At 31.1% G+C, this 16,664-nt stretch carries 17 protein-coding genes and 1 tRNA gene; 9 read left to right on the plus strand and 9 right to left on the minus strand.

The features are described 5' to 3' along the window. Nucleotides 1–20 precede the first annotated feature (20 nt). On the plus strand, nucleotides 21–1,316 hold the full coding sequence (locus tag H574_RS0111295) for an amidohydrolase family protein (protein WP_027880687.1): 1,296 nt from the start codon (nucleotides 21–23) through the stop codon (nucleotides 1,314–1,316). Nucleotides 1,317–1,347: 31 nt separating this feature from the next. Here H574_RS0111295 and H574_RS0111300 read toward each other — a convergent pair whose 3' ends face one another. Continuing rightward, on the minus strand, nucleotides 1,348–2,154 hold the full coding sequence (locus H574_RS0111300; RefSeq protein ID WP_027880688.1) for a DUF6503 family protein: 807 nt from the start codon (nucleotides 2,152–2,154) through the stop codon (nucleotides 1,348–1,350). A 79-nt stretch (nucleotides 2,155–2,233) separates the two neighbouring features. Here H574_RS0111300 and H574_RS0111305 point away from each other — a divergent pair, with 79 nt between their 5' ends. The 3 genes from H574_RS0111305 to H574_RS0111315 are packed head-to-tail and all read left to right on the plus strand — an operon-like array spanning nucleotide 2,234 to nucleotide 4,700. After that, entirely contained in the window at nucleotides 2,234–3,031 is a 798-nt protein-coding gene (locus H574_RS0111305; protein WP_027880689.1) for a TrmH family RNA methyltransferase, read from the plus strand. A 9-nt stretch (nucleotides 3,032–3,040) separates the two neighbouring features. Further along, nucleotides 3,041–4,273, plus strand: a complete 1,233-nt coding sequence (locus H574_RS0111310; protein ID WP_027880690.1) for a M48 family metallopeptidase — start codon at nucleotides 3,041–3,043, stop codon at nucleotides 4,271–4,273. Nucleotides 4,274–4,328: 55 nt separating this feature from the next. Continuing rightward, nucleotides 4,329–4,700: a VOC family protein gene (locus tag H574_RS0111315; protein WP_027880691.1), complete on the plus strand. Its 372-nt coding sequence runs from the start codon at nucleotides 4,329–4,331 to the stop codon at nucleotides 4,698–4,700. Between the two features lie 3 nt (nucleotides 4,701–4,703). On the opposite strand, the gene H574_RS0111320 is transcribed toward H574_RS0111315, so the two are convergent. After that, a complete protein-coding gene (locus H574_RS0111320; protein ID WP_027880692.1) occupies nucleotides 4,704–5,369 on the minus strand; it encodes a M15 family metallopeptidase in 666 nt (221 codons plus the stop codon). A 43-nt stretch (nucleotides 5,370–5,412) separates the two neighbouring features. Here H574_RS0111320 and H574_RS0111325 point away from each other — a divergent pair, with 43 nt between their 5' ends. The 5 genes from H574_RS0111325 (at nucleotide 5,413) to H574_RS0111345 (ending at nucleotide 10,315) form a co-directional block, all read left to right on the plus strand. Beyond that, nucleotides 5,413–5,772, plus strand: coding sequence for a DoxX family protein (locus H574_RS0111325; protein ID WP_027880693.1), 360 nt, complete (start codon nucleotides 5,413–5,415; stop codon nucleotides 5,770–5,772). A 1-nt stretch (nucleotide 5,773) separates the two neighbouring features. Beyond that, complete coding sequence (locus H574_RS0111330) at nucleotides 5,774–6,367, plus strand: alpha-ketoglutarate-dependent dioxygenase AlkB family protein (protein ID WP_027880694.1); 594 nt, start codon at nucleotides 5,774–5,776, stop codon at nucleotides 6,365–6,367. 382 nt (nucleotides 6,368–6,749) lie between these two features. Beyond that, nucleotides 6,750–7,673 (plus strand): alpha/beta hydrolase, encoded by a 924-nt coding sequence (locus H574_RS0111335; RefSeq protein WP_027880695.1) that lies wholly within the window; start codon nucleotides 6,750–6,752, stop codon nucleotides 7,671–7,673. Between the two features lie 580 nt (nucleotides 7,674–8,253). After that, entirely contained in the window at nucleotides 8,254–9,564 is a 1,311-nt protein-coding gene (locus H574_RS0111340; RefSeq protein ID WP_027880696.1) for a DUF819 family protein, read from the plus strand. Nucleotides 9,565–9,613: 49 nt separating this feature from the next. Continuing rightward, nucleotides 9,614–10,315, plus strand: coding sequence for a DUF4369 domain-containing protein (locus tag H574_RS0111345; RefSeq protein WP_027880697.1), 702 nt, complete (start codon nucleotides 9,614–9,616; stop codon nucleotides 10,313–10,315). A 110-nt stretch (nucleotides 10,316–10,425) separates the two neighbouring features. Here the strand turns inward: H574_RS0111345 and H574_RS0111350 are convergent. From H574_RS0111350 to H574_RS0111380, 7 genes are all read right to left on the minus strand, one after another. Beyond that, a tRNA-Thr gene (locus tag H574_RS0111350) sits at nucleotides 10,426–10,499 on the minus strand. Between the two features lie 56 nt (nucleotides 10,500–10,555). Further along, nucleotides 10,556–10,825: a hypothetical protein gene (locus H574_RS0111355; RefSeq protein WP_027880698.1), complete on the minus strand. Its 270-nt coding sequence runs from the start codon at nucleotides 10,823–10,825 to the stop codon at nucleotides 10,556–10,558. Nucleotides 10,826–10,911: 86 nt separating this feature from the next. After that, nucleotides 10,912–11,322 (minus strand): 6-pyruvoyl trahydropterin synthase family protein, encoded by a 411-nt coding sequence (locus H574_RS0111360; RefSeq protein ID WP_027880699.1) that lies wholly within the window; start codon nucleotides 11,320–11,322, stop codon nucleotides 10,912–10,914. Nucleotides 11,323–11,325: 3 nt separating this feature from the next. Beyond that, a complete protein-coding gene (idi, locus tag H574_RS0111365; RefSeq protein ID WP_027880700.1) occupies nucleotides 11,326–11,844 on the minus strand; it encodes an isopentenyl-diphosphate Delta-isomerase in 519 nt (172 codons plus the stop codon). A gap of 139 nt (nucleotides 11,845–11,983) precedes the next feature. Next, nucleotides 11,984–13,900, minus strand: a complete 1,917-nt coding sequence (locus tag H574_RS0111370; protein ID WP_027880701.1) for an OmpA family protein — start codon at nucleotides 13,898–13,900, stop codon at nucleotides 11,984–11,986. Between the two features lie 15 nt (nucleotides 13,901–13,915). Next, entirely contained in the window at nucleotides 13,916–14,848 is a 933-nt protein-coding gene (locus tag H574_RS0111375; RefSeq protein WP_027880702.1) for a PorP/SprF family type IX secretion system membrane protein, read from the minus strand. 61 nt (nucleotides 14,849–14,909) lie between these two features. After that, the coding region (locus H574_RS0111380; protein WP_027880703.1) for a T9SS type B sorting domain-containing protein at nucleotides 14,910–16,664 on the minus strand (1,755 nt) is incomplete at its 5' end.

The following is a 16,664-nucleotide window of genomic DNA, read 5'->3' on the forward strand; positions in this document are numbered from 1 at the left end:
ATAATCAAAACGTATAAAAAATGAAAAAACTAAATATATTAATCCTAACACTTTTGGTGAGTCTTTCTGGTTTAGCACAGCAAACACCAGCACCAAAACAAACAAATGCTTACTCTATAGAAGGTGCTACCTTACATATGGGTAACGGTAATGTGATTAAAAATTCTTTAATCATGTTTGACAACGGAAAAATTACTTTTGTTGGTAGTGCTATGATGAAAATAGCCAGACAAGGCAAAGTTATAGACGCAAAAGGCAAACATGTATATCCTGGTTTTATTGCTCCTAATTCTACATTAGGTTTAGTAGAAGTAGATGCTGTAAGAGCTAGTGATGATGAAGATGAAATCGGAGCTATGAATCCGCATGTAAGAAGTATAATTGCATATAATACCGAATCTAAAGTTGTAGAATCTATGCGTCCAAACGGTGTCTTAATGGCGCAAATCACGCCTCGTGGCGGACGTATTTCTGGAACGTCAAGCATTGTACAATTAGATGCTTGGAATTGGGAAGATGCGATCATCAAAGAAGATGATGGAATCCATTTAAATTGGCCAAGAGCATATTCGCGCGGTCGTTGGTGGTTAGGAGAACCAATGGTTTTAACCGAAAACAAAAACTACAGCAAAGAAGTAGACGAATTAAAAAACTATTTTGCAGAAAATAAAGCCTATCAAGCGGGTAATACATCTCCAAAAGATATTCCTTTTGATGCTTTACAAGGTTTAATTAATGGTAATAAAACGCTTTATGTACATGTAGATAACGAAAAAGGAATTACAGACGCTATCAATTTCGCGAAAGCGCAAAACATAAAAAAGACTGTAATTGTTGGAGGTTACGAAGCTAACAACGTAACAGACTTATTAAAAGAAAATAACGTACCAGTGCTTTTACAACGTGTACACTCTTTACCAAATAGTGGTGATGACGATTATGATTTACCATATAAATTAGCTACTCAATTGGTTGAAGCTGGCGTTTTGGTTGGTCTTGAAAATGCTGGTGATATGGAACGTATGAACACTAGAAACTTACCATTTTTAGCAGGTACTACTGTTGCTTACGGATTAACTAAAGAACAAGCTTTAAGTTTAATCACTTACAACACAGCAAAGATTTTAGGTATTGATGATACTGTTGGATCTTTAGAAGTTGGTAAAGATGCCACACTTTTTATTAGTGAAGGTGATGCTTTAGATATGCGTACCAACAAACTAACTAAAGCCTTTATACAAGGTAGAGATATTAGTCTTGAAACACATCAAACAGAATTAGCAAAACGCTACTCAGAAAAATATAAAAACCAATAATAAAAAAAAGCGAGCTAAATGCTCGCTTTTTTTATTCTACAATTGTAGCAATTTCTGGTGCTTTAAAATTCGCTCTAGGAGCAGCTTGTTTTGTTAATTTAACATCTATAAATTCTGTTGTTCCCATTGGTTCTGTAGGTAAATTATTTTTGTATTTATAACGTACCATTTCTGCAGGTAATAAGATACCATTTACATCTTGCCATTTGCTATATTTTCTAAAATGAAATTCGGTAGTATCAATACCAGGTATAAAGTTTACGGTATATCCTAACCATTCCATTACGTAAGTCTCTGGATTATAATATACAATGTATTGATCTTCTGGCGTCTCTCCTACTCCATTTTCATAAGTAAATTTAATACCAGGATATGTTTTTCCTTCAAAGGTTAATGGTTCTGCATCGCTTATGTTAATACCATCATCTCCAAATACAAAAGGCATTGCATAAAAGTAAAACATCAAATTATAATAATATTTAGGGTCGTAACCTTTGTACTCGCCTTCTTTATTATTTACATACCAAGTTTTTGCACCATCATGTCCAATCACAAAATCAGGATGTGTTATTAAAGCTTCTCTAGTTTTTAAGTTGGTTAAGGTTACTTCATTTCCGTTAGGTTTTGGCATTGTAAACTCTAAAGATTTCATTTGATTCCAAAGGTCAATTCCTCCATGCGCATCAAAAATTTTAGTTAATGTTTCAGGGTAAATTGAAGTTGTAACATCTAATTCTTCTTTTTTGTAATCAGTAGTAATCTCAGTTTCTTTTTTTGTTTGTTCTTTACAGTTAAAAAGAAAAACAGCTAAAGTAATTAGTAATAAAAAATTTTTCATGTTTAAGGTTTATCGTTATAATTAGTGCTAGGTCGTTATATTGTTACAATACTTACATTTTTTAAATTACTTTTGTGTTATGAATTACAAACAAATTTCTAGCACACAAAACCAACTAATAAAACAGATAGTTTTATTAAAAGAAAAATCTAGAGAACGTCGTAAAACAAACCTGTTTATTGTTGAAGGTTTACGCGAAATACAATTGGCTTTACAAGGACATTACGATATAAAAACCCTTTTGTTTTATCCTGAAATTTGCCCACAAGACAGTTTACCTAAACTAAATAATTCTACTCAAGTCATTGAAATCTCTAAAGACGTTTATCAAAAAATAGCGCATAGAGATACAACTGAAGGTATTGTAGCGATTGCTAAAAGTAAATCGCATCAATTAGACAACTTGAAACTAAACAATAAAGATCCATTAATTTTAATTGCAGAAGCACCTGAAAAACCTGGAAACATCGGCGCGTTGTTACGTACCGCAGATGCAGCAAACGTAGATGCTTTTATATTAGCAAATCCTAAAACCGATTTGTACAATCCAAACATTATTAGATCTAGTGTTGGTTGCTTGTTTACTAATACCATTGCGACTGGTAATACAGAAGATATTATCGCATTTTTAAAGTCGAATAACATTAATATTTACAGTGCTATTTTGCAGGATGCAGCATATTATCATAAACAAGATTTCACTAAAGCCAGCGCTATTGTTGTTGGTACAGAAGCAGATGGCTTAAGTCAAGCTTGGCGCGATGCTTCAACACAAAACATCATTATCCCAATGAGTGGAAAAATTGACTCTATGAATGTATCTGTTGCTGCTGGAATTTTAGTTTTTGAAGCTAAAAGACAAAGAGATTTTATTTAAAATATTATCATGAATCACACTACCCTATTCTATATCATCATCGCAATTATAAGCATTAATTTTATTATTGATAAAATTTTAGATGCGCTTAACGCGAAACATTATAAAGATCAATTACCTGAAGAGTTACAAGATGTTTATGATGAAGACGAGTATAAAAAATCGCAACGCTACAAAGCTACTAACTATCGTTTTGGGATATTAACTTCTACATTTTCTTTTGTATTAACGTTAGCGTTTTTCTTTTTAGATGGTTTTGCATTTGTAGATCAATTAGCTAGACAAATTACAGACCATAATATTTTGGTAACGCTTATCTTTTTTGGAATTATAATGATAGGTAGTGATATTTTGACCACGCCATTTTCTTTTTACAAAACCTTTGTGATTGAAGAACAGTTTGGGTTTAATAAAACTACTAAAGAAACCTTTATTTTAGATAAAATTAAAGGTTGGTTAATGACCATAATTGTTGGCGGAATCATACTAGGCATCATCACATGGTTTTATCACACAACTAAAGATTTATTCTGGATTTATGCTTGGATTTTAGTATCTGTTTTCACCATTTTTATCAACCTATTTTATTCGCGATTAATAGTACCTATTTTTAATAAACAAACACCTTTAGAAGACGGAAGTTTGCGTGATGCAATTTCTAAATATGCTGAAAGTGTTGGCTTTAATCTAGATAAGATTTTTATCATTGACGGTTCAAAACGAAGCACCAAAGCCAATGCCTATTTTTCTGGTTTTGGAAATGAAAAACGAGTGACGCTTTATGATACATTAATTAATGATTTAGATGAAGATGAAATCGTTGCAGTTCTAGCGCATGAGGTTGGTCATTACAAGAAAAAGCATATTATTTTCAATTTAATTTCTTCGATTTTATTAACTGGTTTCACACTTTTTATATTGTCATTATTAATTGACAATCCTATGCTTTCTGAAGCTTTAGGCGTACAAAAAACAAGCTTTCATATCGGGTTAATTGCATTTGGTATTTTATACAGTCCGCTTTCTGAAATCACAGGATTAATCATGAATTGGTTTTCTAGAAAGTTTGAATACCAAGCAGATGACTACGCAAAAAACACCTACAAAGCAGAGCCTTTAATAACTTCACTTAAAAAGTTATCTAAAAATAGTTTAAGTAATTTAACGCCTCATCCTGCGTACGTGTTTATGCATTATTCTCATCCTACATTGTTAGAAAGAATTAAGAATTTAAAACAGTAACCCAATTTTGATAAAAATTACCTATCTTCAAAACTTCATTTTAAAAAATTAGATAATGAAACTTGGCGCATTTTCAGTTAGTCTTGCTGTAAAAGACATACATAAATCAAAAGCATTTTATGAAAAATTAGGCTTTACACCTTTTGCTGGAGAGATAGAAAAAAATTATTTAATCATGAAAAATGGTAACGCGCTTGTAGGATTGTTTCAAGACATGTTTGATAAAAACATACTAACTTTTAATCCTGGTTGGGACGAAAGTGCTAATAAATTAGAAGACTTTACAGATGTAAGAGATATCCAGAAACACATCAAATCTTATCAAATACCTTTAATTACAGAAGCTGACGAAAACAGTTCTGGTCCAGCAAGTTTTGTGATTTTAGATCCTGATGGTAATCCTGTTTTGATTGATCAGCACGTCTAAAAACTATTCTACTAAAAAATCAAAATATTGGTTTTTAAACGGCTCATTTCTTAATGTAAAATGCCACCATTCTTTCGGGTAATTTCTAAAACCGTTTTTAAGCATAACATTTTGTAAACGTTGTCTGTTAGCGATTTGTTTTTCGGTTAGATTAGTATTGCTTACCCAAGATTCTGGTCCAAAAAAATCAAAAGGAGATCCCATATCTAGTTCTTCACCAGTTTCTAAATTCACGATAGTTACATCTAAAGTGCTACCACTACTGTGCCTAGATTTTGATGCAATGTAACCTTCTTTAAATAAATTACGCTTATTTACTTTTGGGTAGTAATGCATTTTCATCATTGTATCATTAACTTGTTTTGCCCAACGAACAAAATGATTAACTGCGCGTTGTGGTCTGTAAGCATCAAAAACTTTTAGGGTTAAACCTTCTTTTTTTAAATCGGCTTGTACCTTTTTTAAGGCTTCTACTGTTTGTGTTGTTGTAATCACAACTTCGTTTACATAGCCATCTATTTGTTCTCCAACAAAATTATTATCATAACAATAACGTAATTCAACTTTTAAATTAGGTAAACTATCTTGTGCATATACAAAGCCTTTAGGTAGTTGTGCAAAAGTGAGTCGAGTTATAAAAAATAATAAAAGAGTTAGGCTAAATTTCATGATAAATAATTAATAGGTTAAATTTATAAAATAAAACGTTACTATGACTTATCCTTGGCATCTTTACGCTATGGCGTGTATGTATATTTTGGCTGGAATAATGCATTTTGTAAAACCTAAAATGTATATGCGCATTATGCCTAATTATATTCCTAATCACAAATTAATGGTATTACTTAGTGGTGTTGCCGAAATTATTCTTGGTGCAACGCTATGCTTTCCCTCAACAAAAAACACAGCTATTTATGGTATTATTTTAATGCTAGCTGTTTTTTTTACTGTTCATTTCTATATGCTTTCTAATGAAAAAGCTAGTGCAGGTTTACCTAAATGGGTATTAATTTTACGCATTCCATTACAATTCTTTTTAATGTATTGGGCATATTTTTATTTACAATTTTAAAATGCTTTTTCCTGAAGACATATCATTAAATTTACCTGATTCTGACATTAAATACTATCCAGACTTTTTTAATAAAGAAGAAGCAGACGCCTATTTTAATTCGCTTTTAAAACACATAAATTGGCAACAAGATGATATAACTGTTTTTGGAAAAACCTATAAACAACCAAGGTTAACAGCGCTTTTTGGCAACAATGGTAAGCCTTACAGCTATTCAAATATTACAATGCATCCGCATGTTTTTACAGAAGAACTACAGCAAATAAAAAATAAAGTTGAAACTAAAGTTAACACAAAATTTACCACGTGTCTTACTAATTTATACCGAAACGGAAACGACAGTAATGGCTGGCATGCAGATAATGAAAAAGAATTAGGAAAAAACCCAATAATTGCTTCTGTTAGTTTTGGAGCAGAACGATACTTTCATTTAAAACATAGACAAGATAAATCTTTAAAACAAAAACTATTACTTCAGCATGGTAGTTTACTTTTAATGCAAGGTAAAACCCAACACCATTGGTTACATCAAATTGCAAAAACTAAAAAAGATATTGGTCAGAGAATAAATCTAACCTTTAGAATTATTAAATAGAAATTATTAAAAACAAAAGAGTCAAGGTCCCTCAACCTTGACTCTATGCTATTTGGCATCTTATATATTGGTCAGATTTAGGGTCTCTATATCTAATCAAGATGCAAATATTAATTAATTAATCCATTGAACTAAAAAGTATGTAATTCTTAGTACGTGTCAAACATAACATTATTTCTTCTTCAAATAGTTTAAAAACATAAATATTCGATGAAATGCACTTAATTTTAACATTTATCGATTAAAAACACAAAACAAGGGACTAAAAACACTATTTAAAATTATTAATTCGATAACTATCGATAAAATAAATTCAGTTATTTTTGTACATGTTAACACTATAAATTGGCATCTTTTTGACAATTTTAAATTAAAAAATAATATGAAATTTTTAGTTCTTTTTATTTCGCTTTGTTTTAGCTCTTCTCTTCTTGCGCAAGAATCTAGTTTTACAAAACAAGACATTTCTGTAAATAAACATATAGATGGTACATTATTATCACCAAATAATGTCAAAAAGCCTAATTTAGCTATTATAATTGCAGGATCAGGACCTACCGACAGAGATGGTAATCAAAATTTTTTAAAAAATAATAGCTTAAAAAAATTAGCTGTAAATCTTACCAATAACAATATTGCTACATACAGATATGATAAACGTATTGTTAAACAATTAAAATCTAATAATTTAGATAAAAATATAATTTTTGATCATTTTGTTACAGACGCAAAATCTGTAATAGATTATTTTAAAAGCACTAAAAACTTTAATAAAATTTATGTTATTGGGCACAGTCAAGGTAGCTTAGTTGGTATGCTTGCTGCTAAGGACCGTGCAGATGGTTTTATATCTTTAGCAGGTGCAGGACAAAGTATTGATCAAGTTATTATAGAACAAGTCAATAAAACAGCACCTAATTTTACAGAAGATACTAAACGTATATTTAAAACTTTAAAAGAAGGTAAAACAACTACAGATTATCCTATGGCATTATCTTCTATATTTAATATTGAAATCCAAAAGTTTATGATAAATTGGATGAAATATAATCCAACAGAAGTCTTAAGTACTTTAAACATACCTATTTTAGTTATAAACGGAACTAAAGATTTACAGGTAAGTGAAACTGAAGCTAAACTTTTAAAAGAAGCTAATAAAGATGCTACTTTAAAAATAATAGAAAATATGAATCACGTACTTGTTACTATAGAAGGTGATAATTTAGAAAATTCAAAATCATATGCAGAAACCCAAAGACCTATTGCAGAAGGGTTAATTGATACTATTACAAATTTTATTAAATAGTTAAATGGCAACATACCTAAATAGAAAAAGCATCCTAAAAAGGATGCTTTTTCATACTAACCAACCAAAAATATAAGTAATCTTTACTCGTTAATTAAGGTAACCACACCTTTTACTAAGTCTTCATAAATAATTACGTATTATATAAATCAAATGCTGTGCCAAACTTTATTTTGACATAAAATAGAAAAAGCACCTCAAAATGAGATGCTTTTTCGTACTAACCAACCAAAAATATGAATAATCTTTGCTATTTAATTATGGTAACCACACCATAATTACGTCTTCACAAATATTACATATATTTAGTCTATATAATACTGATTTCCTTACAATTAGAATTTAAAAGTTTTGTTAAAGTTTATTACATAGAAAAAGCACCTCAAAAAGAGATGCTTTTTCATACTAACCAACCAAAAATATGAGTAATCATTACTCGTTAGATCAGGTAACCACACCTTTACCAAGTCATCATAATTAATTACACTTTAAATAAAACAAATGCTGTGCCAAACTTTATTTTAAGTCCTTTTTATTACAGTTTTATTTGATTATTTTGCGGTAACTATAAAACTAAACTATGAACGAACCATTATTTACAAACGACACTATCGTTTTTGGAATATTAATGTTAGCACTTGGTGCTATTTTTTACACAGAGTCTTTAAAAGGTGGCTTTTGGGAGAAATTTTATAAAATAGTTCCTGGGTTATTTATGGCTTATATGCTTCCTGCAGTTTTAACTACTGTAGGTTTAATTGCTCCAGAATGGGAAACTACTAACACAGACACTGGTGAAATAACAAAACATAGCACAAACCTATATTATGTTGCAAGTAGATACCTTTTACCAGCTGCTTTAGTACTTATGACTTTAAGTATTGATTTAAAAGGTGTTTTTAATTTAGGTTGGAAAGCGCTAATCATGTTTTTTACAGGTACAATAGGTATTGTAATTGGAGGACCTATAGCTATTTTATTGATTTCTGCTTTTTCTCCAGAAACTGTTGGCGGTGTTGGTCCAGATGCTGTTTGGAGAGGATTATCAACCCTTGCAGGAAGTTGGATTGGTGGCGGAGCTAACCAAACTGCTATGCTAGAAATTTACGGTTATAATCAAAAACTTTATGGCGGAATGGTCTTTGTAGATATTGTTGTTGCTAATTTATGGATGGCGCTTCTTTTAATAGGAATAGGTAAAAGAAACGCTATTAACAAATGGTTAAAAGCAGATACATCTTCTATTGAATCCTTAAAAGAAAAAATGTCTTCTTTTACAGATAGCGTAAAACGTAATCCTTCTTTAACAGATTTAATGCTAATGGCTGCAATCGCTTTTGGTACTGTTAGTGTAGCCCATCTATTTGCTGGTATTTTAGCTCCTTTTTTCAAAAACATTGTTGATGGTATAGAAAACCAAACTTTAAAAAATGTATTTACCTTTTTAGACAGTTCTTTTTTCTGGATGATAAGTATTTCAACTATAATTGCCATTTTACTTTCTTTCACAAAAGCTAGAAATTATGAAGGTGCAGGCGCTAGTAAATTTGGTAGTGTATTTATCTATATTTTAGTAGCAAGTATTGGTATGAAAATGGATTTAACCTTAATATTTGACAATGTTGGTTTAATTGCAATTGGATTAGTTTGGATGTCTATTCATGCGCTACTTTTAATTTTTGTAGCAAAAATTATTAAAGCACCTTACTTTTTCCTTGCTGTAGGTAGTCAAGCAAATGTTGGTGGCGCTGCATCGGCACCTATTGTTGCTTCTGCTTTTCATCCATCATTAGCTACAGTTGGTGTACTATTAGCTGTTTTTGGTTATGCAGTTGGTACTATAGCTGCAATTGGTTGTACAATTTTAATGCAATTAGCTTCTGCTGGTTAGTATTTTTGTGATTTTTATAAGATATTTGCCCATTAAAAATTAAATAAAAATGAAAAAAATCTTAGTACTACTTCTTGTAACACTTATTTTTTCTTGCGGTGAAAGCGGAAAAAAACTTACTGTTGAAGCTACCGTTAAAGGTTTAAAAAAAGGTACTGTTTACCTAAAAAAAGTAATTGATACAACTTTAGTTACTGTAGATTCTGTAACTGTAAATGGCGATTCTAACTTTACATTACAAACAGAGATTGATGAGCCAGAAGTATTTCATTTGTATTTAGATAAAAACTCTAAAGAAAATGATCGCATATCTTTCTTTGGTGATAAAGGTGTAACCAAAATTTACACCAAATTAGAAAACTTTAATTTTTACGCTAAAATTGAAGGTTCTAAACAACAAGAACTTTACCAAGAATATCTAGAAATGATGAATAAAATAAACAACAAAAACTTAGATGTTTTTAAAGAAAATCTAGATGCTTTAAAAAATAAAGATTCTGCTGCTATAAAGAAAACAGAAAAGGCTTTAGAAGGCTTTACAAAAAGAAAATATTTATATGCTGTTAATTTTGCTATTAATAATAAAGATAGTGAAGTTGCTCCTTACATAGCTTTATCTGAAATTTATGATGCTAGATTAAACTTACTAGATACGATTAATAAAGTACTAACTCCAGAGATTAAAAACTCTAAATATGGTAAGCAGTTAGAAGACTATATAAGTAAACGAAAAGCTGAAGAAGCTAAATAAAATAACAGAAATAATTAAAAAAGCCATTCAAAATTGAATGGCTTTTTTAATGATTAAATATCAACTTTTATTAATAAAAAAAGCTTCTCATTTTATTGAGAAGCTTTTAGAGCCGATGGAGGGACTCGAACCCACGACCTGCTGATTACAAATCAGCTGCTCTAGCCAGCTGAGCTACATCGGCAAAGCGAGTGCAAATATAATTTGAGAAATGATATTTGCAAACTTTTTTTTAAAAAATTATCCTAATTTGTTAATTCTTTCTATTAACGCTCTACCTTTGTCTTCTAGTTCTTGTTGAATACCTTTAAAGTGAACTTTCTTATTTTCAACATCTTTAGCGTTTACTTTTGCTATTAACTCGTCAAAAGTTGTTATTGCATCATCAATAATTTTTTCACTTTCTTTTGTGTCTTTATCTGTATTTGCATATTCCCAGATATAAACAGCTTCAATAATATCTCCTAAAACGTAATTAATATCTTTTTTTAGGTCTCTTTTATTTGCCATGATAATTAAAATTTAATTTGCGCAAAGCTACATATAAAGTTTATTATCTTCACTATATAACTTAGTTTTTGATAGTTTTATTCTAATTATTTTGAAGGATAAGTTACATAATTGCGTGGTGTTTCGTACAAAGTAACTTGTAGTTCAAATTTTGGATCTAATTTGGCTTTAATTTTATTATAAACTACGACAACTATATTTTCTGCTGTTGGGTTTAAGTTTTTAAATTCTGGTACGTCTACGTTTAGGTTTTTATGATCAAAAGCATCTTCTACCTCTTCTTTTATGATATCTTTTAATATTTTCATATCTATTACATAACCTGTTTCGGGATCAATATTTCCTGTTACATGTGCAATTAGCTCGTAATTATGACCATGAAAGCTTGGGTTATTACATTTACCAAATACGTCATTATTTTTGTCTTCTGTCCAGTCTTTTCTATACAGCCTATGTGCGGCATTAAAATGTGCTTTTCTGCTAACGGTTACTTTCATTGATTAATGCTTTATAAATTCGTAAAACTTTTCAAAAATAATCTTAAACCATGCGGTATATAGTTCTGGATGCTGTTCTATATCTAGCTTTACTTCGTCTAAAGACATCCATTTCCAAGCTTCTACTTCGTCTTTATTAATGTTTGGCTCATCATTATAATAACCAACCATAATGTGGTCAAATTCGTGCTCTGTAAGACCGTTTTCAAAAGGTGCTTTGTATATAAAAGAAGTTTTTTCTTCTAGTTCTGTTACAAATCCCATTTCTTCCATTAACCGCCTTTTTCCTGCTGCTATGTTACTTTCTCCTTCACGTTGATGACTACAACATGTGTTTGTCCATAAACCTGGCGTATGGTATTTTGTTAATGCACGTTGTTGCAACATTAACTGGTTTTTATCATTAAATACAAATACTGAAAATGCTCTATGTAGCAATGCTTTTTCATGTGCTTCCATTTTAGGCATTAATCCTATTTGCTCGTCTTTTTCGTTTACTAAAATTACTTTTTCTTCTGCCATCTTATTTTTTAAGTCTAACAAATTTACAAAATACGAAATTTGTTCTGAGTCCTTTTAGGCAATATTTAGTAATATAATTTTAGAGCATAAAAAAAGTGCTTCTTTAGAGAAGCACTTTTTTCTTATTTTTTTTTATGTTTTAATTGCTAGTAACAATAAACATACTTCTTCTGTTTTGTTGATGCTCTTCTTCTGAACATTTTACACCGTTAGAACAACGGTTTACTAATTGTGTTTCTCCATATCCTCTACCTGATATTCTACTTGGGTCAATATTACCTTTTTGGATAATCCATTTTTTTGTAGACTCGTTACGTCTTTGTGATAACGCAATATTATATTGGTCGGTTGCTCTAGAGTCTGTGTGTGATTGGACATCTATATTTACTGTTGGATACTTCTTTAAGTAATCTATTACTTTTTGTAATTCTACTTGTGCATCTGGTCGAATGTTAGACTTATCAAAGTCAAAATAAATTGGGTTTAAGTCTAGTTCTGTAAATAGATCTTTACCTACTGGTAAAGGTTCATTTTCAGTTTGTTTAAGGTTTAGTTTTAAAACTACATCTTCTTCTTTAGATGGGTTTATTTTAAAGGTTTCTTCAGATTGAATAAATTCATCTTTAGAAGCTATGACCTTATACGTTTGTTTTTTACAACTTCCTTCATAGCTGAATGCTCCGTTTTGGTCTGAGGTTAGGTTTTGTACTTCAACACCTTTTTCGTTTAAAACAACAACGCTAGCGTAAGGTATAATTGCGTTTGTTCTTTTATCTACTGTTGTACCAGAAATAAAACGTGTACAATATTCTCTTGTAAATTTATAGATGTCGTCATCTCCTTTTCCGTTATAGCGGTTTGATGTTAAATAACCTTCGTTAGTATTTTCGTCTATTATAAATTCAAAATCATCTCTTGAACTGTTTATTGGTTTACCTAGATTTGTAACAGCAACTTTAGTCGCTTCTAGATTACTCATAAATACATCTAAACCTCCAAGACCTTGGTGTCCGTCTGATGAGAAATAAAGTGTTCCGTTATTGCTTATAAACGGAAAATTCTCTCTTCCTTCTGTGTTAATTGTTTCACCTAAATTAACAGGATCACCATAAGTACCATCTTCGTTTATATCTACATAAAATAGGTCTGATTTACCATAAGTACCTGGCATATCACTAGCAAAGTATAAACGTTTTTCGTCCATACTTAATGCTGGATGTGCTACATTATAATCGTCATTATTAAATGGCATACTTTCTATATTTGTCCAATTACCATCTATTAATTGTGCTTTATAAATTTTTAATCCGTTAACTTTTTCGTTGCTTTTTCTTGCTTTACCTCTAAAATAATTGTTTCTGGTAAAGTACATTGTATTACCATCTTTTGTGAAAGAGGTTGAAGACTCATGATATTTTGTATTTATATTTTCTGAAAGTTTTTCTGGCTTACCTTCACTTTCATTTATATAATAAAGGTCTAAAAATGGTTGCTCGTTCCATTTATAAAGTTTTCCATCTCCTCTTGATGATGCAAATACAATTCCTTCTTTATAAAAGGATGTTCCGAAATCTGAAAAACGAGAATTAAAATCTAGATTTTCTAATTCAAAATCTCCTGATAGCTCTTCTATTGTCTCTAAATAATTTGGAGATTTTTTAAATAGAATTGCTCTAGAGTCATTTGGTTTAAGTACTGCAAATTTTTGCATATATTCATTAGCTTTATCGTAATTACTAATAGCTTTTAAAGCCATAGCATAACGATAATAATATTCGTATTCTACAACAATGTCTTTAATTGCAAAAAGTTCTCCGTACCATTTTGAAGCATCTTCCATTTTCACATTAAAATAGTAAGCATTGGCAAGTTTTTTTAAAACTTCTGGTGTACGATTACCGTCTTCTACTAATTTTAATAATGCTTTAGTTGTTTCTATATATGATAACTTGTCGTATTTTTTTTCAACTTTTGCAGATATACCGTTATCTTGAGCCTTAAAAGTTGAGAACGATAATATCGAAAAAACTGTAAGTATGATAATTTTATTTTTCATAAGTATTGTGTTCTTTTAGAAGAATCTTGGTGATAAAATCTTTGTTACATCTCTTGGTTCGAATCTAAGAAAAACTTCAAATGAACCTTGCTGAAATTGTGTTTGTCCTAACTCGGTCGTTTCTCTATCATAACCAAAGCCTAACATAAAGCTATCTGTAAGCTGGTAGCCTAACATACCACTAACTGCTGCATCCCATCTATATGCTAATCCAAATGTAAATTTTTCTTTTAAAAGTGCATTTATAGACAAATCTGCTGCTAATGGAGCACCTTGAACTCCTTTTAGTAAAAAGGCTGGTTTTAATTTTAAATCAGCATTTATATCAAAAACGTATCCTGCTATCAAGTAAGCATTTATTCTTTCTTTTGCTTGAGATAAAGAGGCTTCATCAAAGTGCTTAGTCTCTAAAATATTTGGAACAGAAAGTCCTACGTACCAACGATCTGCTTTACGGTAATAGATACCTGCTCCAAAATTTGGAGAAAATTTATTTTCTATATCTGATTGCAGCAAAACATCTCCTCCATTATACTGACTTAATTCTGAATAGTTTACATCTAAAAGATGTCCTCCTACTTTCAAACCAAAAGCTAGTTTACTTTCTTCTGATAGATTTATTGTGTAAGAAAAATCTGCATCGACATAAGTTTCTTGTGTTGGGCCTATTCTATCATTAATTACAGATAACCCTAACCCTATTTTACTATCTTCTGCAATTGGGGAATGGATATTAAAAGTTCCTGTATCTGGAGCTCCATCTAACCCTACCCATTGTGTACGGTAAAGTAGCAAAGCGCTAATACCATCTCTAGATCCAGCGTATGCAGGATTTATACTCATTGTATTATACATATACTGCGTATACTGAGCATCTTGTTGAGCTGTAACATTACTTACAAACAAAGAACTTAAGAGAAGTGCTAAAATTAAAATTCTATTTTTCATTATAAAAAAGATATATTTTTAGATAAGAGGCTATTTATAAATAGCCTCTATTACTTATAATTTAACGTTGAATATATAGATATCCTGCTTTAGATTTAGTTTCGGTTCCGTTGTTATATTCAATAACATAGTAATAAGTACCTACTGGCAATTGTTTTTCTGTTTTAATAGTTGCACGTCCATTAGATTCTCCTTTGAAGAATTGTCCGTTTTGACCATATCCTGAAACTTCATAAACAATTACTCCCCATCTGTTATAAATCCTAACAGTGTTTTCTGGATATAATTCTATATTTCTAATAATGAAAACATCATTATCTCCATCTCCGTTTGGTGTTACTGCATTAAATACTTCTAAATCGTCTTCTGAAGGTGAAGCATTATTAAACCCTAAGTAATCTGGTAGTAACTGATCGCCATCACTATCTACTGCATCATCACCAAAACCAACTCCGTCATTATTAGGATCAGGATATTCATCTTCTGTTAATATACCATCTCCATCATCATCAGTATCTAAATAATCTGGTGTACCATCTTCATCAGAATCGTCGTTTGTTGGCTCTCCATCACCTTGTGGGTCAACTTCTCCATCTGAGTCATCTACATCTCCATAATCTTCATTAATAGTATCAACACCATCTCCGTCATCATCAGGGTCTAACCAGTTTGGTATTCCGTCTCCGTCAGTATCACCGTAAGGTAATTCTGTTCCGTTAGGTACATTATCATTATCACAATCTGCGTCTAACCATGCTTGAGACTGAGGTACATCAGAACTACTTAAATAATCAAAATCACAAGGATCTAATGGATTAGTACCATCTTCTAGCTCTGTTCCGTTGAAATACCCGTCACCATCACAATCTGAAGAAATCCAAGGTTCTGCTTGAGTTTCTGTTACACTTTCTGGATTGTAATCACAAGGATCTGTTGGATCTGTTCCTTCTAAAACTTCAACTGAACTTAAAACACCATCTCCATCTGAATCTCCATCTGGTTCATAAGTAATTATTACTATCGCTTCATTAGATATATTACCATCATTATCTTGAATAGTGTAAGTTATTGGTGTTGGATCTCCGTTAAAACCTGATTCAGGTGTAAATGTAAGTATACCTAATTCATCTATTACCCAAGTTCCTTCTCCTGGCACTACTAACGTATCATTATCTCCATCTCCATCTGTATCAGTTGCTCCAGTTGTTGTTATGCTTACAGAACCTAAATCTAATGTTCCATCTGAATCAACATCTTGACCATTACCGTTATCGGCTATTATATCTATAACTACTGTAGAGCCAAAAGGATTTAGTAAACTGTCGTCGTCTTCTGCTATTGGATTTTGAGTTTCGTAATCAATAGTTACAATAGCTTCGTTAGATACATTTCCATCATTATCTTCTACAGTGTAACCAATTGGTGTTGGGTCATCTGTAAATTCAGATTCAGGGATAAATGTCATCACTCCTGTAGTTGGATCTACTATCCAAGTTCCTTCGCCTGGAACAACTAAAGTGTCATTGTAACCGTCTCCATCTGCATCTATAGCTGAAGGGTCTGTTAAATTAACAGTAGTTGGATCTATTGTCCCGTTTGGATCAGAATCATTATCTACAACATCTATAGATACATTTGTATTACTTGCTACTCCTGTTACTGTATCATCTATAGCTATCGGAGTACATCCTCCAGCATCTACAAATGGATCACAAGCATCATTTGGATTACTAGTTCCTGTTGGAACTAATGGTGTGTTTGGATCATCAATTCCTGTTGTTTCCTCACAGTCTGTTAAGCCATCTCCATCAGTATC

The organism is Mesoflavibacter zeaxanthinifaciens DSM 18436 (assembly GCF_000422365.1).
Lineage (GTDB): Bacteria > Bacteroidota > Bacteroidia > Flavobacteriales > Flavobacteriaceae > Mesoflavibacter > Mesoflavibacter zeaxanthinifaciens.